This window comes from Sphingobium cupriresistens, assembly GCF_004152865.1.
Taxonomy (GTDB): Bacteria; Pseudomonadota; Alphaproteobacteria; order Sphingomonadales; family Sphingomonadaceae; genus Sphingobium; species Sphingobium cupriresistens.
This window is the reverse complement of the sequence record NZ_SEOO01000015.1, coordinates 1-25,145: the sequence shown is the minus strand read 5'-3', so window position 1 is coordinate 25,145 and position 25,145 is coordinate 1. Positions and strand designations below refer to the sequence as shown.

Below are 25,145 nucleotides of genomic sequence, written 5' to 3'. Positions count from 1 at the left end.
GCCGCCCCGGCTTCTGGCTATCAGGGAATTACGGCGTTCCGGGTCGGCATGGCCATGCGGGGCAGGCGTGACGAAGGGACGCAGGACATGCGCGGCGGAGGGGCTTGTTATCTGACGGCATATGCGGCTTTCCTCTCCCCGCTCCGATATGTCGGATGCTTCGTGCCTATGGCCGTTTCTGCCGATCAATCTGTCTATTGTCAATCCGACATATTATCGGAAAATATTGACGAGATTGGCGGGAAATCTCTATATCCGGACAGCATAACGGAAAAATCCAGAAAATTTCCGATAAAAATGACAGTTTTTCTGGCGTCTGGCTTAGAAGTTGAGGAGAGGACTGACATGCTCAAGGACAAGATCATCATCGTGACCGGCGGAGCTTCCGGCATCGGCCGGGCCGCAGCGAACCTGTTTGCCCAGGATGGCGCGCGGGTCATGATCGCCGACCGCAGCGCCGATGCGGGGGCTGCGGCTGCCGAAGCGATCTGCGCCGATGGCGGGGAAGCGGCTTTTGTCGCGTGCGACGTCGCCGACGACGAATCGGTCGCCGCCATGGTCGCGGCGACGGTGGCGCACTTTGGCGGGCTGGACGGCGCGTTCAACAATGCCGGCATCGAATTCGCCAGCAAGATCGTGCCGGACCTTAACTATGCCGAATGGCGCCGCGTGATCGACATCAACCTGAACGGCGTATTCCTGTGCATGAAGCATGAAATCGCGCAGATGCGGCGGACTGGCGGCGGCGCCATCGTCAACACCGCGTCCGGTGCGGCGGTGGCGGCATCACCCAACATGGCCGAATATGCCACGTCCAAAGCGGGCGTGACCGGCCTGACCCGCGCGGCGTCGTGCGAATTTGGGGAAACGCAGGTGCGCGTCAACGCGGTATTGCCGGGCCTGATCCTCACGCCGATGACGGAAGAACGGCTGTTCAACGATGCGGGGTTCGCCGCCGCGCTCGAACCGCTGCTGGTGCGCCATTCCGTCGGTCGCTTCGGCCAGCCCGACGATGTGGCGCAGGCGGCGCGCTGGCTGCTGTCAGACCTTTGCCCCTTCGTCAACGGGATCAGCCTGCCCGTGGATGGCGGCCTGCTCGCCCGTTAAATGCCGCGCTGTCGCGGGTCAGCGTCGGCTGACCTGCGGCAGGGCATATGCGACCAGCACATTGCGTTCGTTGCTCGCCAATGCGGCGCTGCCACCCGCCGCGATCACCAGATATTGCCGCCCGTCATCCCCCACATAGGTCATCGGAGTCGCGTTGGCGCTGGCGGGCAGGCGGGTCTGCCACAACAGCCGCCCGGTCGCCGTCTCTACCGCGCGCAGCCGATGGTCTGGTGTCGATGCGATGAAGGTCAAGCCGCTGGCCGTCGTGATTGATCCGCCCAGCGTCGGCAGCCCGATGGTGAAGGGCAGGCGCGAGGGTATGCCCATTGGTCCCATGCTGTCGGCCATGCCAATCGGCTGGCTCCACAATAATTTTCGACTGTCCAGATCGACTGCGCTCAATGTCCCGAAGGGCGGCTGGATGCACGGCACCCCAAGCGGCGAGAGGAACATATGGTTCTGCGCGCCATAGGGCGCGCCCGTCTGCGGCACGCCCAGGCGAAATCGCTCCAGCGACGGCTTTTGTCCGGGCGTCCCCATCGGCGCCAGCCCCAGCGCCTGCACCTCCTTCGCGCTGATGAGATGATTGAGCGAGGGCATATTGGTACTGTTGACGATCATGATGCGCCGTTGCCGGTCGATCGATATGCTGCCCCAGTTCACGCCGCCGGCCGATCCCGGATATTGGATCGACCAGTCCTGCCGCGGCGGCGTGAACGGCCCGTCATAGCGCATCTTGCGAAACGCGATGCGGCACCATAGCTGGTCGATCGGAGTGAGGCCCCACATCGTCGCTTCGGTCAGCGGCGGCGCGCCAAAGGCGGGCATGGCGACGGAAAAAGGTTGCGTCGGCGCGGTCCAGTCGCCTGGCGCTGCGCCTTGCGGCACGGGCTTTTCCACCACCGGGGACAGGGGCTGGCCGGTCGCACGGTCCAGAATGAAGCTTTGCCCGGTCTTGCTGACGCTGACCAGCGCAGGAACCATCCGGTTGCCGACGCGAATGTCGGTCAGCACCGGCTGCGCCGCGACATCATAATCCCACAGGTCGTGATGCACCGTCTGGAACGTCCAGCGCGGGCGCCCGGTGCGGTTGTCGACAGCGACGATCGCGTTGGAGAAGCGCTCCGCGCCGGGTGAACGGTGTCCGCCGAAGAAATCCGGCGTGGCGACGCCAAAAGGCAGGTAGACTAGGCCCAATTTCTCGTCGCTGCTCGCGACGCTCCACATATTCGGGGTGCCGGGCGCATAGCGGGCCTTGGGCGTGCCCCGTTCCGGGTCGGCCGGGTCGAACGCCCAGACCGGCTTGCCGCTGGCCAAGTCATAGCCCCGCACGACGCCGGACGGCTGGTCCATCTTCTGCCCGTCCAGCCCATAGGAGCCAGTGATCACGACATTGCCCGACACGACTGGGGTCGAGGTCACATAATAGAGGACGGAGGCATAATTGCCGATCCCGTCGGCCAGTGCCACTTCGCCATCACGGCCGAAATCGCGACAAGGCGCGCCGGTGCGGGCGTCGATCGCGATCAGCCGGGCGTCGATCGTCGCGCTGTATATGCGCTCGCCGCAGGGTGCGGCGGCGTCAGCGAAGGCATGATAGGCGACGCCTCGGCAATTGGCGAAGGCATGGCCCATATCCTTCGTCTGCGGGTCGAACCGCCAGAGTTGACGCCCTGTCGTCGCGTCGAGCGCGAAGATGACATTATGCGGCGAACATAGGAACAGCCGGTTGCCGACCTTGACCGGCGTCGCCTCGAACGCGAGCGCGCCTGCGCCGCCGGGACGCGGCTTCGCGCCGGTTTCGAAAGACCAGGCGGGTTGCAGCCGGGCGACATTGGCAGGGGAAATCTGCGTGGCGGCGGCGAAGCGGTCGCCCCCTGCACCATTGCCCCATTGTCGCCATTCGCTGGCCGGGGCGGCGGCGGGCCAGGCAGCGGCATGGTCGGTCGCGACCGGTTGTGACAGCCAGGCGCCGCCGGCGAACAGCAGGAGCATCAGCACGCCGCCGCCTAGGAACCATCCCCTATGGATCGGCGGCGCGCCATAACCCCTGCGGACGGCAGGCAATAGCAGCAGCAGACCGACGACCGCCGGGCCGATGATGCGCGGCGCGAGCGCCCAGGGATCGCCGCCTGTTTCCCAACACGCCCAGACCAGCGTCGCCGCCAGCATCGCGCTATAGACCCAGGCGCCCCGTCGGTCGCCGCGCCACAAGAATATGGCGGCGGCGGCTATCATCAGGCCGGCCAAGAGATAATAGGCCGAGCCGCCCAGAAGGACGAGCAGGCCGCCGCCGATCGTCAATATAAGAGCGATGGGCGCGATCAGGCCCGCGACGATGCGGACGGCGAGGCGGGACAGGCGAACGCCATCGTTTCGATCGCTGTTCGCCACAGCAGGGCCAAGCAAGTGCTGGGGCATGGTCGTCCTCTCCCTATCATGTCGATTTTCGCGCACATGTTTTTGCGACTCGATAATAACCGAAAATAATTCGGATTGAAGCAGCTTCTTGGTGCGAGCGGGGGTCGCCGTTCGGTAGCGCCCAAAAGCGTTTCGTCATCCGATCGCAGGGTGAATGCGCTGGATCAAAAGCCTTGCGGGTTGAATGGCTTGGACGACTCCACGCAGAAGTCCGGCAGAATGTTGTTCCTGCGAAAATGGAGGCGTTGCGGAAGATTTTTGTTGGTAAGGGGCTTTGTCTTCCGTCATCGCGGAAAGCTGTATCATCAAGAATAATCGATCCATATAGCGAGTCATTCATCGATCATGTGTCGGATTTGTCGCATCAGCTGCGGGACGCGGCGGCCGCGCCCGGATATGCCGACTTAAATAACTGAAATATAACCAATATTAAATTGGTAGGACCATATCTCATTTTGGTTGACAGAATGCCGTCTAAAACCCGATACTAATTCGGCTTCGTAAAAAGCGAAGAACATGGGAGGATGCCGAAATGAACGCTGCAAAGGCGCTTTTATTGTCGGGTGTTGCGGGGCTGGTCATGGGAACCGCCGCGCAGGCTCAGGAAGCACAGGATTCAACTGCGCAACCCTCGCAATATGCGGATATCATCGTGACCGCGAACAAGCGGCAGGAGAATATCAACAAGGTCGGGCTGACCATCACCGCCCTGAGCGCGGAACAGTTGCAAGATCGCAAGATCGTATCCCTTTCCGACGTTGCGTCCGCCGTTCCGGGCCTGACCTTCACGCCATCGGTCACCAACACGCCCATCTTCACGCTGCGCGGCGTCGGCTTCAACGAAAGCTCGCTGGGCGTCTATCCCGCCGTGTCGGTCTATATCGACCAGGCGCCATTGCCTTTCCCGGTCATGGCGTCCCATGCCGCCTTCGATTTGGAGCGGATCGAAGTGCTGAAAGGCCCGCAGGGCACCTTGTTCGGTCAGAATGCGACCGGCGGCGCGATCAACTATATCGCCGCCAAGCCGACCGACACGTTCGAGGCCGGCGGCGACATCACCTATGGTCGCTTCAACCAGATCGATGGCAATGCCTATGTCAGCGGGCCGCTGACGGAAAATCTCAATGGCCGCATCGCCATGACGGCGCACCATCTCAACGACTGGCAATATAGCCTCACGCGCCCGACCGACACCAACGGATCGCAAGACTATATCGCCGGCCGCATTCTGTTGGACTGGCAGGCGTCGGAGCGGTTGAAGTTGGCGTTCAACCTGAACGGGTCGCGCGACACGTCCGATCCGCAGGCGATCCAATATGTGGCGATGAGTCCTACCGATTTTACCAATGTAAAGCCCATCTACGCCAACCAACCCTTTGCTTTCGGCAATGCGCGCGTCGCCGACTGGACCCATTTCTCGGTCGATCCCTATGGCGGTCCTGCCGGCACGCCGACGGACGAACTCGCCGATTTCTCGCCCAAGTCGAAGCGCACCTTCATCCAGGCTTCGGTCCGGGCGGATTATGACCTGACCGACGACATGACCCTGACGTCGATCACCACCTATGATCATTTCAAGCAAAATCAGCGCACGGATGGCGAAGGCGTGGTCGCGGTCGGTTTCGATCTCCAAAAGTCGGACGGCAAGCTGACGTCGTTCAATCAGGAATTGCGGATCGCCAATGCCAGCACGTCGGCGCTACGCTATATCATTGGCGGCAATTATGAGCGCAGCACGACGAGTGAGCTTCAGCACCTGCGCTATTATGACAATGACACCAACAATGCCGGGTTGATGTTCATCAATTTCAGCGGCGATTTGATGAAGCAGAAGATCACCAATTATGCCGCGTTCGGTAATCTCGAATTTGATATCAGCTCACAACTGACGCTCAAGGGCGGCATTCGCTACACCCAGTCCAAGAACAAAGCCTATAATTGCGGTTTCACGGACGCTAATGGCTATGTCAACGACCTGTTCAATTTCCTGGGCGGTCTGCTGGGCACTGTGCCGTTCACGCCGATCGGGCCGGAGGGCTGTTATACGCTCAACGACAATAATGTGCCGGGCGAACCCTTCCGCAAGACGCTGAAGGAGGACAATGTCTCCTGGCGGGTGGGCGTCGATTACAAGGTGACCGACACGACGCTGCTCTATGCGAACGTCTCGCGCGGCTACAAGGCGGGCAGCTTCCCGGCGCTCGCCGCATCGGGCTATGTCGGCCTGCAGCCGGTCGTGCAGGAATCCGTGACGGCCTATGAAGCAGGTTTGAAGGCCCAGTTGTTCGACCGTGCGGTGCAGTTCAACGCGGCCGGCTTCTATTATGATTACCGGAACAAGCAGATCCGCGGCAAGCTGCTTGATCCGCTGTTCGGCGTGCTCGACATCCTCATCAACATCCCCAAGTCGCGCATCTATGGCGGCGAAGCGGATGTCACGATCCGTCCGGCCGCGGGCCTGACACTGTCGGGCGGCGTCACCTATCTGAACTCCAAGCTGCAGAAAGGGCCGGTGTCGCCACGCGATTACAATATCATTGGCGAGGTCAACGACTTCGGCGCCTTCGGCGATGCGCTGCCCTACACACCCGAATGGTCGGGCACGGCGTCGATCGATTATCGCGCACCGGGCGATGGTGGTCCGTTCGTCGGGGTGTCGACCAATTTCCGCAGTTCGCAGGACGCTGCGCTGGGCGGCAGCCGGATCGTGTGGCCCGACAATCCCGCCGAGTTCCGCAAGCAGGCGCCGATCGGACTGGTCTACAAGATTCCCGGCTATGCGACCGTGGACGCACGGCTTGGCTATGAGGCGCCCGGCGGCGCCTGGAAGGTCATGCTGTGGGGCAAGAATGTCTTCAACAAATATTACATCGCCGCAGTCGTGCCGGCGAGCGCATCGGCAGGCCGTTTGGCGGGGATGCCGGCGACCTATGGCGTGACCATGTCGTTTAAGATCAAATAAGGGGGGCGACTGGCGCCGTTCCCGCGTCGGGAGCGGCGCCGTTTTTGCGTCCGGTCGCACCAGGCGCGCGCTCGACCAGGGTCGATGAAGGCTATAAATCCGATAATATATCGGATATTATAATGAACGATATTGGCGGCTCATGCAGCGGCCCGGCGAAAACGAGGGAGAGGTTCATGGACATTATCTACACGCCCGTTTGGCAGAATCCCGGCAATATCCGCAGCCCGCTCCAGTTCGTCCAGGACGAATTGTCCTTGATGGAAAAGGTGGAGGGATTGGGCTTCGATATCTGCTGCTCTCCCGAACATCATTTCGATATCGACTATTCCGCCTGTCCCGACAATTTCCTGCCGCTCAGCTATCTCGCGGCGAAGACGACGACGCTTAAGCTCTGTCTGGGCGCGGTGATCCTGCCGTGGAACGACCCGCTGCGCGTGGTCGAGAAACTGGCGTTCCTCGACCATCTGAGCGGCGGCCGCTGCATCGCCGGGTTCGGCCGTGGCCTCGCCAAGATGGAATATAGCCATATGGGCATCCCCATGGATGAATCGCGCGAGCGGTTCGATGAGGCACTCGAAATGGTGCTCAGCGCGCTGCGCAGCGGCGTGATCGAAGGCACGGGCAAATATTATCCGCAGACCCCGACCCCGGTGCATCCCGCCCCGCGCGCGTCATTGGCGGACAGTTTCTGCGCCGTCGGCATGTCGCCCGAATCCTCCCGCACCGCCGGTGAGATTGGCGGTCGCCTGCTGACTTTCGTCACCAAGCCGCTGGACGGCATGTTGCCGCTGCTGAACGAATATCGCGATGCTTTCCGCGCCCATCATCCCAATCGCCAGCCGCATATCATCATGGATGATTTCTATCTGATCCGCGAGGATGCCGACGAAGCGCGCGAACTGGCCTACACCTACGCCGGCAATTATTATCAGACGGTCGTCCGCCACTATGAGATGACCGGCGACCATTTCGCCAAATCATCCGCTTATCAATCCTATGCCGAAGGCGCCGCCGCGCTGCGCGAAATGGGCGTGGACGCGGCGGCCAGGGCCTATGTCGATGCGCAGGTGGGCGTGGGCACGCCGGCGCAGGTGCTGGCCCGCGTCGAGGAGCGCCTGCGCGTTCTGGGACCGGAAATCAGCCTGGCCGGCTGTTTCTTCTATGGCGGGATGAGCCGTGACGAGGCGATGGTGTCGCTCCAGCTATTCGGCGACAAGGTCATCCCGGACGCCAGGGCGATGGCGCGGGATTACGCGACGGCCGCGGTCTGACGCGCGCCATGGCCGGGGTGTCCACCCGCGCTGACCACCAGCGCGCGATCGATCTGTTTCGGGCCGCGACGCCTGAACCGACCGCGCCGATCGGTGCGTGGCGGGACGGTTTCGAAGCGCTCTGCGCGAACTTTCCGATCCCGAACGACGCCCGGATCGAGGCGATCGATTTGGACGGGGTCGCCGCGCTCAAGGTGACGGCGGCCGGCGTGGGCGACGTCGATGGCCGCGCCGTGCTGCATTTCCACAGCGGCGGCTATGTCATGGGCAGCGCCAGGGCCTATCGCAACTTCGCCGAGCGGCTGTCGCGCGTCTGCGGCGCGCCGGTGGTCGTGCCCGATTACCGGCTGGCGCCCGACCACGTCTATCCGGCTGCGGTGAACGATGCGATGACCGCCTATCGCGCCATGCTCGACCATCACGGCGCCGATCGAATGGTCGTGAGCGGCGATTCTGCTGGCGGAGGATTGGCGATCGCGGTCCTGATGGCGGCGCGGGACGCGGGCCTGCCGATGCCGCTGGCGGCATTCGCGATATCGCCGCTGCTCGACCTGGCGGGGGAAGGGGAGTCGGCCGTCACGCTGGATGGCGTCGATCCCCTGATCAACCGGATGATGATCGTGGAAATGGGCAAGGTCTATATCGAGGATCGCGATCCGCGCGCTCATGTTCTGGCATCCCCCGTCTGGGGCCAGCATCATGGTTTGCCGCCGCTCTTCCTGACCGCCAGCGATGCCGAAGCGCTACGCGATGACGCCGTGCGACTGGCGGCCGGCGTACGGAAAGAGGGCGGAGAAGTCGAACTGGTGCTGGCTGAAGGCATGGTGCATATCTGGACGCTCTTTCCCTTTCTGGCGGAAGCGGATCGATCGCTGGACCAGATCGGCCGGTTCGTGCGCGGGCATTTCGGCGCGGCCTGACGAGCCGATTGCGCCGCCGTCGGTCCGCCTTATCGCGTCGCCCCCGCCTCTATCTCCAGCATGGCGATCAGCCGTTCGGCCATTTCGGTGCCGGCCTTGGTCAGGTTTCTGGGCTTGCGATAGAGGAGCCAGGTAATGATGATCTGGTTGATACCGCCGGTCAGCAGCGCGACGGTTTCATAAAGGTTGCGATCGCGCGCGATCCACCCTTCCGCAATCGCGTCATTGACCAGGAACAGCAGGACGCGCGTGAAATCATTGATGCTATGGCGCAGGTCCGTATCGGTCACGAATATGCTGGGCCAGATTTCCAGATAGAAAAGGCGCGCCCATTCGGCATGTTCGCGCGCATAGTCAGCGGACATGACGAGGTAGAGCAACAGCCGTTCGCGGGTCGTCTTGTTTGCGGCCGCCGCATGATAGCCTTCGAAAAATTCGGCGAGGTGGGATAGCGGCACGTCATAGGCCAAATCCTCCTTGCTCTTATAATATTCGTAGAGGGTCGAGGCGGAAATGCCGGCCTCCGCCGCGATGTCGGCGATGCGCGATCGCGAGATGCCATCGCGTGCGAACACGCGCAATGCGCCGGTCAATATCTGTTGTTCCGTCCGCTTGCTGCGATCCTGCTTGCGCTCAGTGGCGCGTTTGGGCCGGTGCGATATTTCCTGCAACAAGCTGTCCCAGCCATTGTCGGACTGCGGCGCCGCCGACGGCTGGGCCGTAATCACGTCTTTTGCTGGCACTATGATCTCCATGATGATGCCGTGGGGCAGGGAAGCCGATCGAATAGGCAGCAATGCCCTTATATTCCATGCAGCATATGAGCGTTTATGGGAATATTCACGAAGAAATTTCGGTTTGGATCGATTGGCGGCGCCGCGATCAGGCCGCTTTTGCATCGACGGGATCGCGCCGATGGCGGCCGAGCAGCCGCGTGGACAGGTCGAAAGCGACAATCGCGACTGCGTAAAAGGTCATACGGCACGCTATATTTACAACCAGGCCGCCGATCGTCGGCAGCGACGGCGCGGTGGGCGTGCGCCCCCGATGTCTAATTTGGGCATTGCGCATCCTTCCATTCTTGGGATGATGCACCATCAAATGCCGGGACTAAACATCTTGTGGTCCGACAAGATTCTGACGTTTGAGCCTCCTTATCGGCGGACTTCATTTTCCAGCATCGCGATCAGCCGTTCGGCCATTTCGGTGCCCGCGCGCGTCAGATTTTTGGGCTTGCGATAGAGCAGCCAGGTGATGATGAGCTGGTTGACGCCGCCGATCAGCAGCGCCACCGTCTCATAGGGATTGCGGTCTGGCGCGACCCAACCCTCGGCGACGCCTTCCTTCACCAAGAACAGGATCACGCGGGTAAAATCGTCGATGCTGTGGCGCAACTCGGTATCGCTGACGAAGACGCTGGGCCAGATTTCCAGATAGAGCAATCGCGCCCATTCGGCATGTTCGCGCGCATAATCGGCCGACATCACCAGATAGAGCAGCAATCGCTCGCGCGCAGACGTGCGGCTGGCCGCATTCGCATGATAGCTTTCGAAAAAATCGGCGAGGTGGGACAATGGCACGTCATAGGCCAAATCCTCCTTGCTCTTATAATATTCGTAGAGGGTGGAGGTGGAGATGCCGGCCTCCGCCGCGATGTCCGCGATCCGCGATCGTGAAATGCCGTCGCGCGCAAACACTCGCAACGCTGCGTTCAATATCTGCTGTTCGGTACGCTTGGCGCGATCCTGCTTGCGCTCCGTCGCCCGTTTGGGCCGGTGGGCGATTTCCTCCAGCAGGTTGTCCCATGCGCTCGCGGTGTCCGATGCGATCTGCTCCGATTCTACCACGACCTCTTTTGTCGCCACGAAGGCCTCCAAGTCCATGCGGCGCCCGGACCATGAACGCCGCCCCATATATGCTTCTGTCTACACTCTACTGCCTTGGCTTGGCATACTCCGCAACCCCAAAGCCTGACAGGTGCGGGAAATAAGCCCGAAGGGCAATCGCGGTGCGCAGCGAAAATGGCGAAAAGCGGGGATTTGCGACCGTTTGACTTTCAAATATTCAATATTTTCCGATAAAACGTCGATTTTATAATTGACGTGGCGGGGGGCGGGATATAGCTAGATCGGCATAAGAGATCAGATCGCTGAGCCGGATGGCGCAGAATGAAGGAGAGGAAGATGGGTCATTATCCCTTTATTTCCCTATACCTTTCCAGAATTGAAGGCCGATCGCCATGTGTTTCCGCGTGCGGCGTGAATGGCAGCGGCAGGCGCGGGCGCGCGAGCATCTATGGGCGTGATGTCACGAACCAATCCTATGTGACCGCCTTTTCGACCTGTCTCGACATGCTTGTTCGCTATCGCGGCAAGCCGACCGTTCATCGTCTCTCGCTTTCCTGCAAATATTAAACGCTCCTGCTGGGCGCGGCGGCCGATCCGGTCGCAGCGCTCTTCTTTTTCGGAAGGTGCCGATGACCGGACATGATTTTCCTGATGCGCTGAAACAGTTGCTCGACGAGTTTTCGCGATCGGGAATAAGAGAATTGCATATCCGCAAGCCGGATTTCGAACTCTATCTATCGACCGACGCTTCGGCTGCGCGTCCGCAGGCGGCGACGCCCGTCGCTGCGCCGGCATCTGTGCCGATCGCCCAGCCCGCCGCGCCTTCCAGACCGATCGTGGCGCCTCCTGCGCCCATATCGTCGCTGCCCGACGACGCCGTCATCATCAAGGCGCCGAACCTGGGCACCTTCTACCGCGCCCCCAAGCCCGGCGCCGCCAACTATGTCGAGGTCGGATCGACAGTGCAGGCCGGCGATGAACTATGCCTGATCGAGGTGATGAAGCTCTTCACCGCCGTCCGCGCGGGCGCGTCGGGGACGGTCCATGCCGTGCTGGTAGAAGACGGCGCCATGGTCGAGGGCGGCCAACCCCTGTTTGCGCTGGTGAGGGACTGATGCCGATCAACAGATTATTCGTGGCGAACCGGGGCGAAATCGCGCTGCGCATCGTCCGCGCGGCGCAGGCGCTCAATATCGAAACGGTGGTGGCCGTGTCGGATGCCGACCGCGACAGTGCTGCCGCGCGGGTGGCCGACCGGTCGATCGTGCTCGGCCCGGCCGCCGCCGCCAAATCCTATCTCGACCCGCGTCTGATCGTCCATGCCGCCAGGGAAAGCGGCTGCGACGGCCTGCATCCGGGCTATGGTTTCCTGTCCGAACGCGCCATCCTGCCGCGCCTGTGCGCGCAACATGGCATCGCCTTCGTCGGGCCGGAACCCGATGTCATCGACGCGCTGGGCGACAAATTGCGCGCGCGCGCGATGGCGGGGGCGGCTGGCGTGCCGCTGGTGCCGGGCAGCGAATGTGTTGCCTCCGCCGCCGATGCGCGGCGGGAAGGGGACCGGATCGGCTATCCTGTATTGCTCAAGGCATCGGCAGGCGGCGGCGGGCGCGGCATGGTGATCGCCCACAATGGCGACGAGGCGGAGGCCGGTTTTCACAAGGCCAGCGCGGAGGCGGTCGCCGCCTTTGGCGACGGCACTCTGTTCATGGAACGCTTCGTGCCCGAAGCGCGCCATGTCGAGGTGCAGTTGATGGGCGATGGCAGGGGCAATGTGCTGCATTTTGGCGAGCGCGACTGTTCGGTCCAGCGCCGCTACCAGAAATTGATCGAGGAAGCGCCCTGCGCCGCGATGCCCGATCATCTGCGCCGCCAATTGCATGAATCCGCCGTCGCGCTGGCCGCCAGCGTCCATTATCGCAATGCCGGAACCGCCGAATTTCTGTTCGACGTCCAGCGGCAGGAATTCTACTTCATCGAAGTCAACGCCCGCATCCAGGTGGAACATCCGGTGTCCGAAGCGATCACCGGCTTCGACCTGGTGCAGGAACAGATCCGTATCGCGGGCGGCGCGGGCCTGTCCGTCAGCCAGCAGGACGTCGAGATCAGCGGCCACGCCATAGAATGTCGCATCAATGCGGAGGATGCGGCGCGCGACTTCCTGCCCAGCCCCGGCCGTATCACCCGCTGGGAACCGCCGCAGGGACAGGGCATCCGGCTGGACAGCCATATGTCCGCCGGCGCGATGATCCCGCCCTTTTACGACAGCATGGTGGGCAAGCTGATCGTCCATGGGCGCGACCGGGCGGACGCGATCGCCCGGCTGGCCGACGCGATCGACAATTTCGTGGTCGAAGGCGTACCGACCACGCTGCCGCTTCACCGCGCGATCATCGCCCACCCCGATTTTATCGAAAACCGCATCCACACCCGCTGGCTCGAACAGACCCTCCTCCCCGGCTATGGAAAGAAAGCGGCATGACGGCGGGTAAGAATCCGGCAATCGCGGCGATCGACGACGCCCGCGCGCTGCTCGACACGCTGCTGACGCATGGCTGGCAGCAATTGCATGTCGTGTCCGGCGATACGGAGATTTTCCTGGCGCGCGACGGAGGCTGCGCCAACCCGATGCGGGTTGCTGCGCTGCCCGATGCCGTTGTCATCCCGACACCGCAGGCCGGTCCCGAAACGCTGGTTTCCGCTCCCCATGTCGCGACGCTGGAACAGGCGCTTGCCGCCGGTACGCAAGTAACCGTTGGTCAGACCGTCGCGACCGTGCGTGTGCTGGACGAGCAGGAGGACATAGCCGCGCCGGTTTCGGGCACGATCGTCCGGGTGGACGCGGCGCCGGGCGCGTTGCTGGAATATGGCGCTCCCCTGCTGTCGATCGCGGGCTTGGCGTGATGGTCGCCCCTGTTGGAAAAGTCGCGGTTTGCGGCGCAGGTGCAATGGGATCGGGCATCGCCCAGGTCGCGGCGCAGGCGGGCGCATCGGTCCTCATCTTCGACGTCAACGCGCAGGCGCTGGAAACGAGCGAAAGGCGCACGCGCGCGGACCTGGACAAGCTGGCCGCGCGCGGCAAGCTGACGGCGGACGATGCGCGGGCGATCGGCGACCGGATGCAATGGGTATCGACGCTCGACGCGCTGGCCGACCGCGAACTGGTGATCGAAGCGATCATCGAGGATGCGGGCATCAAGGAACAGTTGTTCGAACGGATCGAAACGATCGTCGCCCCGGACGCGATCATCGCCACCAACACGTCTTCGCTCCCGATCTCCCGGCTGGCGCGGGGGTTGAAGCAGCCCGAACGGTTCGTGGGAATGCACTTCTTCAATCCCGCCACAGTCATGAAGCTGGTCGAGGTGATTTCCGGCGCGGCGACCTACCCGGCAGTGGCCGCGCGGATCGTGGCGACGGCGGAAAGCTGGGGCAAGGTCGCCATCCCCGTCGCCGACGTGCCGGGCTTCATCGTCAATCGCGTGGCGCGCCCCTTCTATGGCGAAGCCTTCACCGCGCTGAACGAGGGCGCGGCGGACGCCCCGGCCATCGACGCCCTGTTCCGCGCGGCGGGCTTCCGCATGGGACCGCTGGAACTTACCGACCTGATCGGCCAGGACGTAAACTTCGCTGTCGCCCGTTCAGTGTTCGATTCCTATTTCGGGCGCACCCGCTTCGTGCCGCAACTGCGCCAAGCGGCGCTGGTCGATGCCGGCTGGTACGGGCGCAAGACGGGCCGGGGTGTTTATGACTATCGCGACGGCGCGCAGAAGGCCGCCGATCCGCAGGTGCCCGACGCCATGATTGCCGATGCGCATCGCCAGGCGGCGCAGGCGCTCAGGGATGCCGCGCCCGGCACCTTCACCCGCTGTGGCGGACTGTTCGTCGGCATGACCCAGGGGCGGACCGCGCGGCAGGAAAGCGACAGCATGGGTGCGCCGGTCATCCTGTTCGATTGGTCCCCGGCGGACGCCATCGGCCCGGTCGGCTTCACCCTCTCCGACCAAAGCGCCCGGCCCGACGCGCTCGGCCTGCTTGCGGCGCAATCGCGCGCTGGCGTCGAAATCGCCGACCGACCGGGCATGATCGTCGCACGGACGCTGGCGCAACTCGCCAATGCCGCCGCCGACGCCGTGCTGGAACAGGTGGCCGACGAACAGGGCGTCGACGCGGCGCTGCGTTACGGCGCCAACTATCCCTATGGTCCCTTCGCCTGGGCCGACCGCTACGGACGCGGGGCGCTTATCCGCCTGCTCGATGACATTGCGGATGGTACTGGCGAGGCACTCTACCGGCCATCCCATTATCTAAGGAACCGCGCATGAGCGAAGCGCAGAATATCTTGCTGGTCGAACCGCTGGGCGCTCACATCCTGCTCCTGCGCCTCAACCGGCCCGAAAAGCGCAACGCGCTGGCCACCGACCTGCTCGGCCGGATCGCCGATGCGCTGGACGCTGCTGCCGGCGATCCCGCGATCCGCGCGGTGGTCATCACCGGCGCGGACCGTTTCTTTGCGGCCGGCGCGGACATAGCCGAACTGGCGTCCCGCGACACCGGCGGCGCGCTCGCCGATCCCCGCCCGGCGATCTGGACACGGATCCGCGGCTTTGCCAAGCCGCTGATCGCGGCGGTGGAAGGCTGGTCGCTGGGCGCCGGGAATGAACTGGTGATGTGCTGCGATCTGGTCGTGGCGGGGGAAAGCGCGAAATTCGGCCAGCCCGAAACCAATCTGGGTATCATACCGGGGGCCGGAGGGACGGCAATCCTGCCCCGGCTGGTCGGGCGCAGCCGGGCGATGCGGATGGTGCTGCTGGGCGATCCGCTGTCCGCCGCCGAAGCGCTACAAGCGGGCCTGATCGCGCAGATGGTCGAAGACGGGCAGGCATTGTCCGTCGCGACTGAACTCGCCACCCGCATCGCCGGGCGCGCGCCGCTGGCGATGCAGCAGGGCAAGGCGATGGTCCGCGCGACCTTCGAAACGCACCAGTCCGCGCATCTTCTGCTGGAACGTCAGGCTTTTTCCGCCCTGTTCGGCACCGCCGACAAGCGGGAAGGCACCAGCGCCTTCTTCGAGAAGCGCGACCCGCAATGGAGCGGCACATGAACCATCTGTCTCCGTTCGACGCCGCGTCTGCGCGATCCGTGCCTGACCCTGTCCTGTTCGACATATCGCGCGAATCCATTGCCGCGCTGTTCGATCTGCCATTCCTCGATCTGGTGGCGCGTGCCCAGGCGGTGCATATCCGGCACCATCCCCGCAACGCGGTTCAACTGTCCACCTTGCTGTCCATCAAGACGGGGGGCTGCGCGGAAGATTGCGGCTATTGCAGCCAGTCCGCCTTCGCCAAGAGCGGGGTAAAGGCGCAAAAGCTGATCGACGCCGACACGGTGGTCGCTGCCGCGCGACAGGCGAAGGCGGACGGTTCCAGCCGTTTCTGCATGGGGGCGGCCTGGCGCGAACCCAAGGCGCGCGACATGCCCGCGCTGCTCGACATGGTGCGGCAGGTGAAGGCGCTCGGCCTGGAAACCTGCATGACGCTGGGCATGTTGAACAGCGATCAGGCTGACGCGCTGGCACAGGCCGGTCTCGACTATTACAATCATAATATCGACACCAGTCCCGAATATTATGCCAATGTCATCACCACGCGCAGCTTTCAGGACCGGCTCGATACGCTGGACCATGTGCGCCGGGCGGGCATGGCGGTGTGCTGCGGTGGCATATTGGGGATGGGCGAAACCCGCGATGATCGCATCGGTTTTCTTCACGCGCTCGCCACCCTGCCCGAACCGCCCGACAGCGTGCCGCTGAACGCGCTGGTGCCCATTCCCGGCACAGTGTTGGGCGATATGCTGGCCGACACGCCGCTGGCGCGGATTGATGAGATCGAATTTGTGCGCACCGTCGCGGCGGCGCGGATCATCATGCCGCGCAGCGTCGTGCGCCTGTCGGCCGGTCGCGAAAGCATGAGTGAAGCAGGGCAGGCGCTTTGCTTCATGGCCGGCGCCAATTCCATCTTCACGGGCGATCGTCTGCTGACGACCGGCAATAATGGTGGCGATGCAGACACGGCGCTGTTTGCGAAACTGGGTCTGCAACCATTGGCCTGACGGCGTAGCCCCGGTGCGCAGGGTGCGACCGTTGGAGCGCGACCCTGCCACAAACGGCAAAGCATGTCACAATGGCGCGTTCAGCGCTGCGTACGCCGCCGGCCCCGTTCGAGCGCGGCCAGCACCGCCGCCTCGCTTTCAGGATTTTCCACCAGCGCCGACGATACCTCCTGCGCTTCCAGATAGGCGTCCATCCATTCGGACCCTTCCCAGGTCAGTGACGCCAGCTTGCGTGCGCGCAGGGTCGACATGCTCTTGCGCGCCATCTGGTTGGCCAGGTCCATCGCGATCGGCAGCACCGCAGGTGCGGGGACGACATAGTTGAAGAAGCCGGTCGATTCCAGCTCCCGCGCGGTAAAGGTGCGCCCGGTATACAGCATTTCGCGGACCTTGGCTTCGGGCATCCGCAGGCTGGCGAACAGCCCTGCGCTACCGCCCACCAGTCCATAATCCACTTCGGGGCAGGCAAAGCGTGCATCCTCCGCCGCGATGCGCAGGTCGCACATCCCGGCCAGCATCACGCCCACGCCCACCGTCGCGCCCCGGATCGCGGCGATCATCGGTCGGTCGATATGGTGGAACCGGGGCAGTTGCGCGTTGATGAACTGATAGCGTTCCTTGCGCTTTTCGGCCGTCATCCCCTTGAATTCATGCAGGTCCGCACCCCCGCACCAGGCGCGCGCATCGTCTGGCGCGGTGATGACGATGACGCGGATCGTCCGGTCAGCCGCGACATGATCGGCAAAGCGGCCTATCTCCTCATAGACGGAGAGAGACACCGCATTGACCGGCGGGCGGGAGAAGGTGAGCAACCCCACGCCATTGTCCTGCACGTCCAGCGTGAAGGCGCCGAAAACATGACTGACGCGCATGATGCTCTCCCCGCTCAAACGCCTTCCAGCGCCAGTTGCAGGTCCACCCCGGTCATGTCGCGCAACTGGTCGATCGTCATGCCCGGCACCATTTCGACGACATGCGCGCCTGCCGGGCCGACGTCGAACACCGCCACATCGGTATAGACGCGCGATACGCATGACAGGCCGGTCAGCGGATAGCTGCACTGCGCCACCAGCTTGCTCTGCCCGCGTTTGGTCATCAGGTCCATCATCACGAACACCTGCTTGGCGCCCACCGCCAGGTCCATCGCCCCACCCACGGCGGGAATGGCATCGGGCGCGCCGGTATGCCAATTGGCCAGGTCGCCGTTGACCGACACCTGAAATGCGCCCAGCACGCAAATGTCGATGTGCCCGCCGCGCATCATCGAAAATGAATCGCCATGGTGGAAGAAGGAGCCGCCCGCCAGCAGCGTCACCGGCTGCTTGCCCGCGTTGATCAGTTCCCAGTCGACATCCTCCTCGGCCGGCGCCGGTCCCATGCCCAGCAGGCCGTTTTCGCTTTGCAGGAATATGTCGCGCTCCTGCGGCAGGAAATTGGCCACCATTGTGGGCAGGCCGATGCCCAGATTGACATAGGCGCCTTCGGGAATGTCCCGCGCCACCCGCGCGGCCATTTCTTCACGGTTCATCCGCTGCATGATGCTTGTCTCCTTCATGCCGCAGCCGCGACGGATAGCGGGGCGACCTGCACCACCCGATTGACGAAGATGCCGGGCGTCACGACCGTTTCGGGATCGAGCGCGCCTAGTTCCACGACCTCCGCTACCTGAGCGATCGTGGTCTTGGCCGCCATCGCCATGATTGGACCGAAATTGCGCGCCACCTTGCGATAGACCAGATTGCCCCAGCGATCGCCCGCGCGCGCTTTTATCAAGGCGAAATCGGCATGAATGGGATATTCCAGCACATAGTTGCGCCCGTCGATCTCGCGCGTTTCCTTGCCCTGCGCCAACAGCGTGCCATAGCCGGTCGGCGTGAAGATCGCGCCCAGCCCGGATCCCGCAGCCTGGATGCGCGCGGCCAGATTGCCCTGCGGCACCAGTTCCAGTTCAACTTCGCCCGCGCGATAACGCGCATCAAAATGGTGGGACGCTGCCTGTCGCGGGAAGGAGCAGATGACCTTGCGCACGCGATTGGCCTTGATGAGCGCAGCGATGCCGCTCTCGCCAGCGCCGGCATTATTGCTGATGATCGTCAGGTCGCTCGCGCCATGTGCGATCACGGCCTCCATCAGTTCATGGGGTGCGCCGGCGTCGCCAAAGCCGCTGATCATGATGGATGCACCATCATGGAGATCGGCGACCGCCTGTCGCAGGGACGGACTGATCTTGTCTATCATGCAAAAAGCCTCTCAATCTCATATCATATCTGCTTATATCCGATAATATTTCGGATATTGCTTAATCACGTCTCGTAGACTTGTTCGGCTTCCAAGGCATTTGAACGCCGCAGCGGTGGTGGGCGGAACATAAGGCGACGATTTTGGCAACGCTGGCAGTTACGACATTCACGCTAAAGACGGCCGCCTGCACGATCAATGCATCGGCGCACGCCGTGCGGTTGACGCAGGCCAGGAGTATGAGCGGGTCTGCGGTCAATGCGTCATCGGCGATCGTGGCCAGGCCGGTCCTGTCATCGCGCTGCGCGCGCGCGACGATGGCCACGGTGCCGGTCATATGGCGCATGACCTGAACAAAGTCGGCGCGATAAGTGGAAGGCTGCATCAAATTGCAATCCGATTAAACGTCGGATATTGATAGAGGCGATATGCGATGGTGGCAAGCGTCAATTGAAGAGACTGGCAGGGTATCGCCTCAGGCTGCAAATGGCGCATCCCTCAACGCCTTCATTGCTGCATATCGGCTTCAGGGCCATCTATGTGCGGCGGGCGAACAGGCCCGCCAATGAACGCGAAGATATGGCGGTGATCGGCCTAACCAGTATGAACATATCCGACGATCGGTCAGCCGAGAGCGGCCTTGACCGCCTCATCCAGCGCAATCATGCGCGCCAGCGCGCGGCGGACATTGCCGCCACGGTGCTTCTCCCGGCTTCCCAACTGAGTGATCCGGCACGGGGCATATCGGCCAGCGAGAGCGCGCCGCCTCCGTCCTTCGTTCGATCTATCCGGTTTAACGCATCAACGCGGCAGCAATTCGATATTTTTGCAATTGTAGAAATATAATTGACGCTGGGTGATCGACGCCATAATTCGACCGTCATCGAAGCGAGGATGGATGATGGAGCAAACCAAGGCTGTAGCGGCGCTCGCCGCGCTCGCACAGGATACAAGACTGTCGGTATTCAGGCTGCTGATGCAGACTGGTCCTGATGGTATGATCGCCGGCGCCGTCGCTGAGGCAATGGACGTTCCACCCTCCACCATGTCGCATCATCTGGCGAAACTGGAACAGGCTGGTCTCGTAATGTCGTGGCGGACAAGCCGCCTCATTCATTATGCCGCCGATTATGCCGGGATTCATGCGCTGCTCAACTTCCTCATGGCCGATTGCTGCCGGGGCGACCCGAACGCCTGCGCCGACCTTCTATCCGCCATCACTTGCAGTGCCAGTCCTGAGGGAGCCGGAGTGTGACCGATAAAATCTATAACGTCCTGTTCTTGTGCACGGGAAACAGCGCACGCTCGATCCTGGGCGAGGCGATAATGAACAAGCTGGGCGAAGGTCGTTTCAAGGCTTACAGCGCCGGAAGTCAGCCAACGGGCCAAGTCCATCCGATGGCGCTTTCGGTGCTGAACAACCTTAGCTTTGACACCGCCGACATGCGGTCCAAAAGCTGGGACGAATTCGCCACCCCCGACGCCCCCAGTTTCGATTTCATCTTTACCGTATGCGACAATGCCGCAGGCGAGACATGCCCCGTGTGGATCGGCCATCCAATGACCGCGCATTGGGGTATCGAAGATCCAGCGGCGATCGAAGGGGAGGGCCAGCGGGACGCCTTTCTTCAGGCGTTGCGCTATCTCCAGAACCGTATCGCCCTGTTTCTGGCGCTGCCGCTGACCAGCCTCGATGAAATGGCCACCCGCCGTAAACTCAAGGAAATCGGCCAAGGCGAAGGCGCCAGCGGCAAGGCGGGAGAAGCCCCATGACCTTGGACATCATCATCTACCATAATCCTGAATGCGGCACGTCGCGCAATACGCTTGCCATGATCCGCAATGCGGGCATCGAGCCGCACGTTGTCGAATATTTGAAGACGCCGCCATCGCGCGCGCTGCTCGTCCAGCTTGTCGATCGGGCAGATATTACGCCGCGCGATCTGCTGCGCGAGAAAGGCGCCCCCTACGCCGAATTGGGCTTAGGTGACACATCGATGGCCGACGAAGCGCTGTTCGACGCCATGATGGCTCATCCCATCCTCATCAACCGTCCACTGGTCGTTTCGCCGCTAGGGGTAAAGCTGTGCCGCCCCTCCGAAGCCGTCCTTGATCTGCTGCCCGATACTCAACTAGGTGCGTTCACCAAGGAAGATGGCGACAAGGTGGTGGACGCATCCGGTCAGCGCATCGCTTCATGATTCTCGCGCTCTCCATCTTCGTCGCCACGATTGCGCTCGTCATATGGCAACCCAGGGGGCTTGGCATCGGTTGGAGCGCCCTGGGTGGCGCGGCCGTCGCGCTGTTTGTCGGGGTGGTGTCTTTCTCCGACATTCCGGTGGTGTGGAGCATCGTCTGGAATGCGACGGCGACATTCGTGGCGATCATCATCGTCAGCCTGTTGCTGGACGAAGCCGGGTTCTTTGAATGGGCGGCGTTGCATGTCGCCCGCTGGGGCCGGGGCCATGGCCACAGGCTGTTCGTCCTGATCGTGCTTCTGGGTGCAGCCGTGTCGGCGTTGTTCGCCAATGATGGAGCCGCTCTGATCCTGACGCCGATCGTCATCGCCATGCTGCGCGCGCTGGGATACCGCGACAAGGCGACGCTGGCGTTCGTCATGGCAGCGGGGTTCATCGCCGATACCGCCAGCCTGCCGCTGATCGTCTCCAACCTCGTCAACATCGTGTCGGCTGACTTTTTCGGGATCGGTTTTGCCGACTATGCCTCGGTAATGGTGCCGGTCGATCTGGCGTCGATCGCGGCGACATTGATCGTGCTGCTGCTGTTCTTCCGGCGCGAGATACCGGCCAGCTATGATGTGGCCCATCTCCGCGCGCCTGGCGAGGCCATCCGCGATTCCGCTACCTTCAGGGGAGGCTGGGTCGTTCTTGCCCTGCTGCTGGCGGGCTTCTTCCTGCTCGAACCTGTCGGCGTGCCGGTCAGCGCCGTCGCCGCTGCCGGTGCGGCTCTGCTGCTCGTCATCGCCGCGCGGGGTCATGCAATCGAAACACGCAAGGTTTTGCGCGGAGCGCCGTGGCAGGTCGTGATTTTCTCACTCGGCATGTATCTGGTCGTCTATGGACTGCGAAATGCGGGGCTGATCGATCATCTCGCCAGCCTGCTCGATCGCACGGCGCAAGGCGGCGTTTGGGGCGCGGCGTTCGGCGCCGGGATCATCGCTGCGTTGCTATCGTCGGTGATGAACAATATGCCGACCGTGCTGGTGGGCGCGCTGTCGATCGATGCCACCCACGCCACGGGGGCGGTCAAGGAAGCCATGATCTACGCCAATGTGATTGGCTGCGACCTTGGCCCGAAAATCACGCCGATCGGGTCGCTTGCGACGCTGCTCTGGCTGCACGTCCTTGGACAAAAGGGCATTCGCATCGGCTGGGGCTATTATTTCAAGCTGGGTGCAACCCTGACTGTCCCGGTCTTGTTGGTGACGCTCGCCGCGCTTGCAATCAGGATCGGGGCGGGGTGATCCAACCGCTTTCGGCCCCCTGTCTCAATCGGACACCTGGCCTGCTGTCGTCGCCGCGCATTTCATCGTGGCCGGCAAAGCTAAAGGTGTTGATGTGGTCGATGGTCTTCACTCGCTGCTCCTGTGTTCAATCGCCTCCTATACAAGGTGCGTCGCGCCCAATGTGGAACGCATGAAGTGAACAAACGCGCACCGCGCTACAATTTACGATCTGCCTACGAAAAAAACCGTAAGCAGTTTCTGAGCGCATTGCGCTCTGTGTAACTAATTGCTTTTACTATGAATATGGTGGACGCACTTGGGCTCGAACCAAGGACCCGCTGATTAAGAGCTGGCTTAAGCTCTTGTTATAGCTTGTCATTCTGCGTCATATCGCGTCTTGGGGAACACGAAGCCGTATCTTCGACCCGCTGATTCCAAGGCGTATTGCTTCAGGTCCATTCATGCAAGTTCGGGCGCCCGGGACCCCCTTGATACCCACACGGAAGATCGTCGATTTTCTGGGTATCAGAGCGATGGAGGGTAAAGGCGGCGTGATCCATCCGCTGGCCTAGCCGCAGCGTGATATCGATCGCAGTTGCGTGCGTCAGGAAAAATCCCACCTCGTCGCCATAACCCCATCGGCGTTAATAACGGATAGTTGACTTTTATGCGCAATAAGTCACGATATCGTTATTAGTGATTGGGGATAGGCACAGTGTCGTTCCTATCTCCATACCGAATTGCGAGTGCCATGACCAAACGAACGACGGGTGAATATGAGAACGTGATAGCGGGCGGGGAGGATGTCCCGGCCTTTTTGCCATACGCATTGCCGCCACGCGCTCCTGCTTTTGCCATTTCCGACCCCCTCAGCAGGCGTTTACGTGCTGCGGAGCAGGCCTTGGTGCGGCTCGATCTGGCAACAGAGATGGTGCCGTCGCTTGACTGGTTTCTCTATGGGTTCGTCCGCAAGGAAGCCGTGATCTCGTCACAGATAGAAGGGACGCAGGCAACGCTTCTCGATCTGCTGAGCTTCGAGGCAGATGACGTAAATGCGCCGGACGCCGACGTAGAAGAGGTCTGCAATTATCTGGACGCCCTCAACCACGTTCAACAGGAATTGGCGAACCCCTCGGGTATCCCGATTTCCATGCGCCTCCTGAACGATGCACATCGCAGATTGATGGACGGCGTGAGGGGGGCAACGAAGCAGCCCGGCGAAATCCGGCGCAGTCAAAACTGGATTGGAGGTAGCAGGCCCGGCAATGCGGTGTTCGTTCCGCCGCCGCCCACGCGCGTACCGGAGTTATTGAGCGCGCTCGAAAAATACATTCACGCGGATGATGACTTGCCCCCGCTCATTCGCGCCGGCCTCGTTCATGTTCAGTTTGAAACGATCCACCCCTATCTTGACGGCAACGGGCGCATAGGCCGGTTGCTGATTTCGTTGCTCCTCCAGCATTGGGGGCTGCTCCGTGCGCCATCGCTTTACCTCAGTCTGTTCTTCAAGCGTCATCGAGCCGAATATTACCGGCGGCTGGATGCTGTGCGGACACAAGGCGATTGGGAAGGCTGGGCCGACTTCTTTCTCGACGGGGTCGCGACGATCGCCGACGAGGCGGTGACATCAGCACGCGACATCTTCGCTATTGTCGGCCAAGATCGCGCTCGGCTGTTGGCGAGTGATGCCGCTTCCGTGTCCGCTGTCAGACTGTTTGAGGAACTGCCCAACCATCCGATCGTCACGGTCGCGTCCGCCATGACCTTGCTTGGGATCAGCAAGCCAACTGCGATCCGGGCGATCGAAGCGCTAGTTTCTGTTGGGGTTTTGACAGAAACAACCGGCAGGCGTCGGGATCGCAGCTTTGCATATGCAGCTTATGTCGATCTGCTTCGGATCGGTACGGAACTTGGAGATGATCGATAGGAAGCCGGTTTATCGATCACCGCCACGCCAAACGTAATCACGTGAGGCCGCAAAACCCAGAATCAGTGTCGCGGCACTTGGTCCGAAGATCGTCATGACGGCTTGGTCTAAAGCACCCCCCGGTCATGTGCGGTATGGTCAAATCGCGTCACGCTGAACTTTCCCAATTCAGGTTCTTCGGGCGCTGGGAATTTCTTTGAGATTGGCTGATTTCCGTGATTATTGAAGTGTCATCGAAAGGATGACACATGCAGAAGGCCCTGACCAACAAGACGCTCGAAGCCCTGAAACCGCAGGCGAAACGCTATGAAGTGCATGATCTTCATTGCCCCGGCATGAGTGTTCGGGTGTCGGCGCAAGGGCAAAAGGTCTTTTCGGTCAAGTTCCGTTACGGGCTCGATCAGAAGCGGATGAAGCTGGGCGTTTTCCCGCGCATCACATTGGCCACGGCCCGCGAGAAGGCGATGGATATCCTACGCCAGGTCGATGAGGGCATTGATCCGACTAAGCGCCGCCGCACTCCCAATATGAAGGTCGAAGCCGTTTGCCGGGAGTTTATCTCGCCTGCGGCGTCACTGACATGCGCAAAGGGATTTCGGGTCTTGCAATGCTGGCCCAGACCGTGCTGCGACAGAAGCCGGCCAGTGGTGCCGTATTCGCCTTTCGGGGACGGCGCGGCGACAGGCTGAAGCTGCTTTACTGGGATGGTCAGGGATTTTGCCTCTATTACAAGATCCTGGAGCGCGTGAGAACGGCGGAGCAATATTCGACCACGGTAGCGGCGGGATAGTCCTGCTGCGGGCGGCGTAAAAGTCGTCCACCTTGAAGCCTTTCTGCCGAGTCAGGGAGGTGTGGGGATCTACAGCGTGGAA

28 protein-coding genes are annotated in these 25,145 nt (G+C 62.0%); 19 read left to right on the top strand and 9 right to left on the bottom strand.

All coding sequences use genetic code 11. The features are described from left to right. Positions 1-345: 345 nt before the first annotated feature. Positions 346-1,107, top strand: a complete 762-nt coding sequence (locus EWH12_RS10605) for an SDR family NAD(P)-dependent oxidoreductase (protein ID WP_129926539.1) — start codon at positions 346-348, stop codon at positions 1,105-1,107. A gap of 18 nt (positions 1,108-1,125) precedes the next feature. Here EWH12_RS10605 and EWH12_RS10600 read toward each other — a convergent pair whose 3' ends face one another. Then, on the bottom strand, positions 1,126-3,528 hold the full coding sequence (locus EWH12_RS10600) for a membrane-bound PQQ-dependent dehydrogenase, glucose/quinate/shikimate family (protein ID WP_129926538.1): 2,403 nt from the start codon (positions 3,526-3,528) through the stop codon (positions 1,126-1,128). A gap of 135 nt (positions 3,529-3,663) precedes the next feature. Continuing rightward, complete coding sequence (locus tag EWH12_RS10595) at positions 3,664-3,864, bottom strand: hypothetical protein (RefSeq protein WP_148648328.1); 201 nt, start codon at positions 3,862-3,864, stop codon at positions 3,664-3,666. A 196-nt stretch (positions 3,865-4,060) separates the two neighbouring features. Between EWH12_RS10595 and EWH12_RS10590 the strand changes: the two genes are divergently transcribed. From EWH12_RS10590 to EWH12_RS10580, 3 genes are all read left to right on the top strand, one after another. Continuing rightward, entirely contained in the window at positions 4,061-6,490 is a 2,430-nt protein-coding gene (locus EWH12_RS10590) for a TonB-dependent receptor (protein ID WP_082678982.1), read from the top strand. A 176-nt stretch (positions 6,491-6,666) separates the two neighbouring features. Then, positions 6,667-7,764: an LLM class flavin-dependent oxidoreductase gene (locus EWH12_RS10585; RefSeq protein WP_165363604.1), complete on the top strand. Its 1,098-nt coding sequence runs from the start codon at positions 6,667-6,669 to the stop codon at positions 7,762-7,764. Between the two features lie 8 nt (positions 7,765-7,772). Beyond that, entirely contained in the window at positions 7,773-8,684 is a 912-nt protein-coding gene (locus EWH12_RS10580; RefSeq protein ID WP_066601403.1) for an alpha/beta hydrolase, read from the top strand. Positions 8,685-8,713: 29 nt separating this feature from the next. On the opposite strand, the gene EWH12_RS10575 is transcribed toward EWH12_RS10580, so the two are convergent. Both EWH12_RS10575 and EWH12_RS10570 read right to left on the bottom strand, forming a co-directional pair. Then, positions 8,714-9,427: a TetR/AcrR family transcriptional regulator gene (locus tag EWH12_RS10575; protein ID WP_242496014.1), complete on the bottom strand. Its 714-nt coding sequence runs from the start codon at positions 9,425-9,427 to the stop codon at positions 8,714-8,716. A 411-nt stretch (positions 9,428-9,838) separates the two neighbouring features. After that, a complete protein-coding gene (locus tag EWH12_RS10570) occupies positions 9,839-10,549 on the bottom strand; it encodes a TetR/AcrR family transcriptional regulator (protein ID WP_242496013.1) in 711 nt (236 codons plus the stop codon). Between the two features lie 318 nt (positions 10,550-10,867). Between EWH12_RS10570 and EWH12_RS10565 the strand changes: the two genes are divergently transcribed. From EWH12_RS10565 to bioB, 7 genes are all read left to right on the top strand, one after another. Further along, the gene (locus EWH12_RS10565) at positions 10,868-11,098 is read left to right on the top strand and encodes a hypothetical protein (RefSeq protein WP_129926534.1); all 231 of its coding nucleotides are present in this window, start codon (positions 10,868-10,870) and stop codon (positions 11,096-11,098) included. Between the two features lie 62 nt (positions 11,099-11,160). Beyond that, positions 11,161-11,646, top strand: a complete 486-nt coding sequence (gene accB, locus EWH12_RS10560) for an acetyl-CoA carboxylase biotin carboxyl carrier protein (protein ID WP_066601411.1) — start codon at positions 11,161-11,163, stop codon at positions 11,644-11,646. After that, on the top strand, positions 11,646-13,013 hold the full coding sequence (locus EWH12_RS10555) for an acetyl-CoA carboxylase biotin carboxylase subunit (RefSeq protein ID WP_066601412.1): 1,368 nt from the start codon (positions 11,646-11,648) through the stop codon (positions 13,011-13,013). Before accB ends, EWH12_RS10555 begins: the two co-directional genes overlap by 1 nt. Beyond that, positions 13,010-13,435, top strand: coding sequence for a biotin/lipoyl-containing protein (locus tag EWH12_RS10550; protein WP_129926533.1), 426 nt, complete (start codon positions 13,010-13,012; stop codon positions 13,433-13,435). Before EWH12_RS10555 ends, EWH12_RS10550 begins: the two co-directional genes overlap by 4 nt. Further along, positions 13,435-14,856 carry a 3-hydroxyacyl-CoA dehydrogenase NAD-binding domain-containing protein gene (locus EWH12_RS10545; protein ID WP_129926532.1) on the top strand — a complete coding sequence of 474 codons (1,422 nt, stop codon included), beginning with the start codon at positions 13,435-13,437 and terminating at the stop codon, positions 14,854-14,856. The genes EWH12_RS10550 and EWH12_RS10545 overlap by 1 nt, the downstream gene beginning before the upstream one ends. After that, complete coding sequence (locus tag EWH12_RS10540) at positions 14,853-15,635, top strand: enoyl-CoA hydratase-related protein (protein ID WP_129926531.1); 783 nt, start codon at positions 14,853-14,855, stop codon at positions 15,633-15,635. The genes EWH12_RS10545 and EWH12_RS10540 overlap by 4 nt, the downstream gene beginning before the upstream one ends. Then, complete coding sequence (gene bioB, locus EWH12_RS10535) at positions 15,632-16,642, top strand: biotin synthase BioB (protein WP_129926530.1); 1,011 nt, start codon at positions 15,632-15,634, stop codon at positions 16,640-16,642. Before EWH12_RS10540 ends, bioB begins: the two co-directional genes overlap by 4 nt. 80 nt (positions 16,643-16,722) lie before the next feature. On the opposite strand, the gene EWH12_RS10530 is transcribed toward bioB, so the two are convergent. The 4 genes from EWH12_RS10530 to EWH12_RS10515 form a co-directional block, all read right to left on the bottom strand. Further along, a complete protein-coding gene (locus tag EWH12_RS10530) occupies positions 16,723-17,514 on the bottom strand; it encodes an enoyl-CoA hydratase/isomerase family protein (protein WP_066601424.1) in 792 nt (263 codons plus the stop codon). Positions 17,515-17,528: 14 nt separating this feature from the next. Then, positions 17,529-18,179, bottom strand: coding sequence for a 3-oxoacid CoA-transferase subunit B (locus EWH12_RS10525; RefSeq protein WP_066605148.1), 651 nt, complete (start codon positions 18,177-18,179; stop codon positions 17,529-17,531). A 14-nt stretch (positions 18,180-18,193) separates the two neighbouring features. Next, a complete protein-coding gene (locus EWH12_RS10520; RefSeq protein WP_066601425.1) occupies positions 18,194-18,880 on the bottom strand; it encodes a 3-oxoacid CoA-transferase subunit A in 687 nt (228 codons plus the stop codon). A gap of 61 nt (positions 18,881-18,941) precedes the next feature. Beyond that, complete coding sequence (locus tag EWH12_RS10515) at positions 18,942-19,265, bottom strand: flavin reductase (protein ID WP_129926529.1); 324 nt, start codon at positions 19,263-19,265, stop codon at positions 18,942-18,944. A 29-nt stretch (positions 19,266-19,294) separates the two neighbouring features. Between EWH12_RS10515 and EWH12_RS10510 the strand changes: the two genes are divergently transcribed. The 5 genes from EWH12_RS10510 to EWH12_RS10490 are packed head-to-tail and all read left to right on the top strand — an operon-like array spanning position 19,295 to position 22,364. Next, positions 19,295-19,726, top strand: a complete 432-nt coding sequence (locus EWH12_RS10510; RefSeq protein ID WP_129926528.1) for a hypothetical protein — start codon at positions 19,295-19,297, stop codon at positions 19,724-19,726. 52 nt (positions 19,727-19,778) lie between these two features. Continuing rightward, positions 19,779-20,135, top strand: a complete 357-nt coding sequence (locus EWH12_RS10505; RefSeq protein ID WP_422917725.1) for an ArsR/SmtB family transcription factor — start codon at positions 19,779-19,781, stop codon at positions 20,133-20,135. Next, on the top strand, positions 20,132-20,653 hold the full coding sequence (locus tag EWH12_RS10500) for an arsenate reductase ArsC (protein ID WP_129926527.1): 522 nt from the start codon (positions 20,132-20,134) through the stop codon (positions 20,651-20,653). The genes EWH12_RS10505 and EWH12_RS10500 overlap by 4 nt, the downstream gene beginning before the upstream one ends. Further along, entirely contained in the window at positions 20,650-21,081 is a 432-nt protein-coding gene (gene arsC, locus EWH12_RS10495) for an arsenate reductase (glutaredoxin) (RefSeq protein ID WP_066601432.1), read from the top strand. The genes EWH12_RS10500 and arsC overlap by 4 nt, the downstream gene beginning before the upstream one ends. After that, entirely contained in the window at positions 21,078-22,364 is a 1,287-nt protein-coding gene (locus EWH12_RS10490) for an arsenic transporter (RefSeq protein ID WP_129926526.1), read from the top strand. Before arsC ends, EWH12_RS10490 begins: the two co-directional genes overlap by 4 nt. Here EWH12_RS10490 and EWH12_RS22900 read toward each other — a convergent pair. After that, complete coding sequence (locus EWH12_RS22900) at positions 22,345-22,476, bottom strand: hypothetical protein (RefSeq protein WP_277986023.1); 132 nt, start codon at positions 22,474-22,476, stop codon at positions 22,345-22,347. The genes EWH12_RS10490 and EWH12_RS22900 overlap by 20 nt on opposite strands. Positions 22,477-23,097: 621 nt before the next feature. On the opposite strand from EWH12_RS22900, the gene EWH12_RS10485 reads away from it, so the two are divergent. The 3 genes from EWH12_RS10485 (at position 23,098) to tnpB (ending at position 25,063) form a co-directional block, all read left to right on the top strand. Beyond that, complete coding sequence (locus EWH12_RS10485) at positions 23,098-24,273, top strand: Fic family protein (RefSeq protein ID WP_129926525.1); 1,176 nt, start codon at positions 23,098-23,100, stop codon at positions 24,271-24,273. 248 nt (positions 24,274-24,521) lie between these two features. Continuing rightward, complete coding sequence (locus EWH12_RS22650) at positions 24,522-24,962, top strand: Arm DNA-binding domain-containing protein (protein ID WP_129926524.1); 441 nt, start codon at positions 24,522-24,524, stop codon at positions 24,960-24,962. After that, positions 24,881-25,063 (top strand): IS66 family insertion sequence element accessory protein TnpB, encoded by a 183-nt coding sequence (gene tnpB, locus EWH12_RS10475; RefSeq protein ID WP_242496012.1) that lies wholly within the window; start codon positions 24,881-24,883, stop codon positions 25,061-25,063. The genes EWH12_RS22650 and tnpB overlap by 82 nt, the downstream gene beginning before the upstream one ends. Positions 25,064-25,145 lie beyond the last annotated feature (82 nt).

Excerpts from the sequence above, each read along its gene's own strand:
- EWH12_RS10605 (WP_129926539.1), top strand. The coding sequence starts at position 346 with ATGCTCAAGGACAAGATCATCATCGTGACCGGCGGAGCTTCCGGCATC.
- EWH12_RS10600 (WP_129926538.1), bottom strand. The coding sequence starts at position 3,528 with ATGCCCCAGCACTTGCTTGGCCCTGCTGTGGCGAACAGCGATCGAAAC.
- EWH12_RS10595 (WP_148648328.1), bottom strand. The coding sequence starts at position 3,864 with ATGACTCGCTATATGGATCGATTATTCTTGATGATACAGCTTTCCGCG.
- EWH12_RS10590 (WP_082678982.1), top strand. The coding sequence starts at position 4,061 with ATGAACGCTGCAAAGGCGCTTTTATTGTCGGGTGTTGCGGGGCTGGTC.
- EWH12_RS10585 (WP_165363604.1), top strand. The coding sequence starts at position 6,667 with ATGGACATTATCTACACGCCCGTTTGGCAGAATCCCGGCAATATCCGC.
- EWH12_RS10580 (WP_066601403.1), top strand. The coding sequence starts at position 7,773 with ATGGCCGGGGTGTCCACCCGCGCTGACCACCAGCGCGCGATCGATCTG.
- EWH12_RS10565 (WP_129926534.1), top strand. The coding sequence starts at position 10,868 with ATGGGTCATTATCCCTTTATTTCCCTATACCTTTCCAGAATTGAAGGC.
- accB (WP_066601411.1), top strand. The coding sequence starts at position 11,161 with ATGACCGGACATGATTTTCCTGATGCGCTGAAACAGTTGCTCGACGAG.
- EWH12_RS10555 (WP_066601412.1), top strand. The coding sequence starts at position 11,646 with ATGCCGATCAACAGATTATTCGTGGCGAACCGGGGCGAAATCGCGCTG.
- EWH12_RS10550 (WP_129926533.1), top strand. The coding sequence starts at position 13,010 with ATGACGGCGGGTAAGAATCCGGCAATCGCGGCGATCGACGACGCCCGC.
- EWH12_RS10545 (WP_129926532.1), top strand. The coding sequence starts at position 13,435 with ATGGTCGCCCCTGTTGGAAAAGTCGCGGTTTGCGGCGCAGGTGCAATG.
- EWH12_RS10540 (WP_129926531.1), top strand. The coding sequence starts at position 14,853 with ATGAGCGAAGCGCAGAATATCTTGCTGGTCGAACCGCTGGGCGCTCAC.
- bioB (WP_129926530.1), top strand. The coding sequence starts at position 15,632 with ATGAACCATCTGTCTCCGTTCGACGCCGCGTCTGCGCGATCCGTGCCT.
- EWH12_RS10530 (WP_066601424.1), bottom strand. The coding sequence starts at position 17,514 with ATGCGCGTCAGTCATGTTTTCGGCGCCTTCACGCTGGACGTGCAGGAC.
- EWH12_RS10525 (WP_066605148.1), bottom strand. The coding sequence starts at position 18,179 with ATGCAGCGGATGAACCGTGAAGAAATGGCCGCGCGGGTGGCGCGGGAC.
- EWH12_RS10520 (WP_066601425.1), bottom strand. The coding sequence starts at position 18,880 with ATGATAGACAAGATCAGTCCGTCCCTGCGACAGGCGGTCGCCGATCTC.
- EWH12_RS10515 (WP_129926529.1), bottom strand. The coding sequence starts at position 19,265 with ATGCAGCCTTCCACTTATCGCGCCGACTTTGTTCAGGTCATGCGCCAT.
- EWH12_RS10505 (WP_422917725.1), top strand. The coding sequence starts at position 19,779 with ATGATGGAGCAAACCAAGGCTGTAGCGGCGCTCGCCGCGCTCGCACAG.
- arsC (WP_066601432.1), top strand. The coding sequence starts at position 20,650 with ATGACCTTGGACATCATCATCTACCATAATCCTGAATGCGGCACGTCG.
- EWH12_RS10490 (WP_129926526.1), top strand. The coding sequence starts at position 21,078 with ATGATTCTCGCGCTCTCCATCTTCGTCGCCACGATTGCGCTCGTCATA.
- EWH12_RS10485 (WP_129926525.1), top strand. The coding sequence starts at position 23,098 with ATGACCAAACGAACGACGGGTGAATATGAGAACGTGATAGCGGGCGGG.
- EWH12_RS22650 (WP_129926524.1), top strand. The coding sequence starts at position 24,522 with ATGCAGAAGGCCCTGACCAACAAGACGCTCGAAGCCCTGAAACCGCAG.
- tnpB (WP_242496012.1), top strand. The coding sequence starts at position 24,881 with ATGCTGGCCCAGACCGTGCTGCGACAGAAGCCGGCCAGTGGTGCCGTA.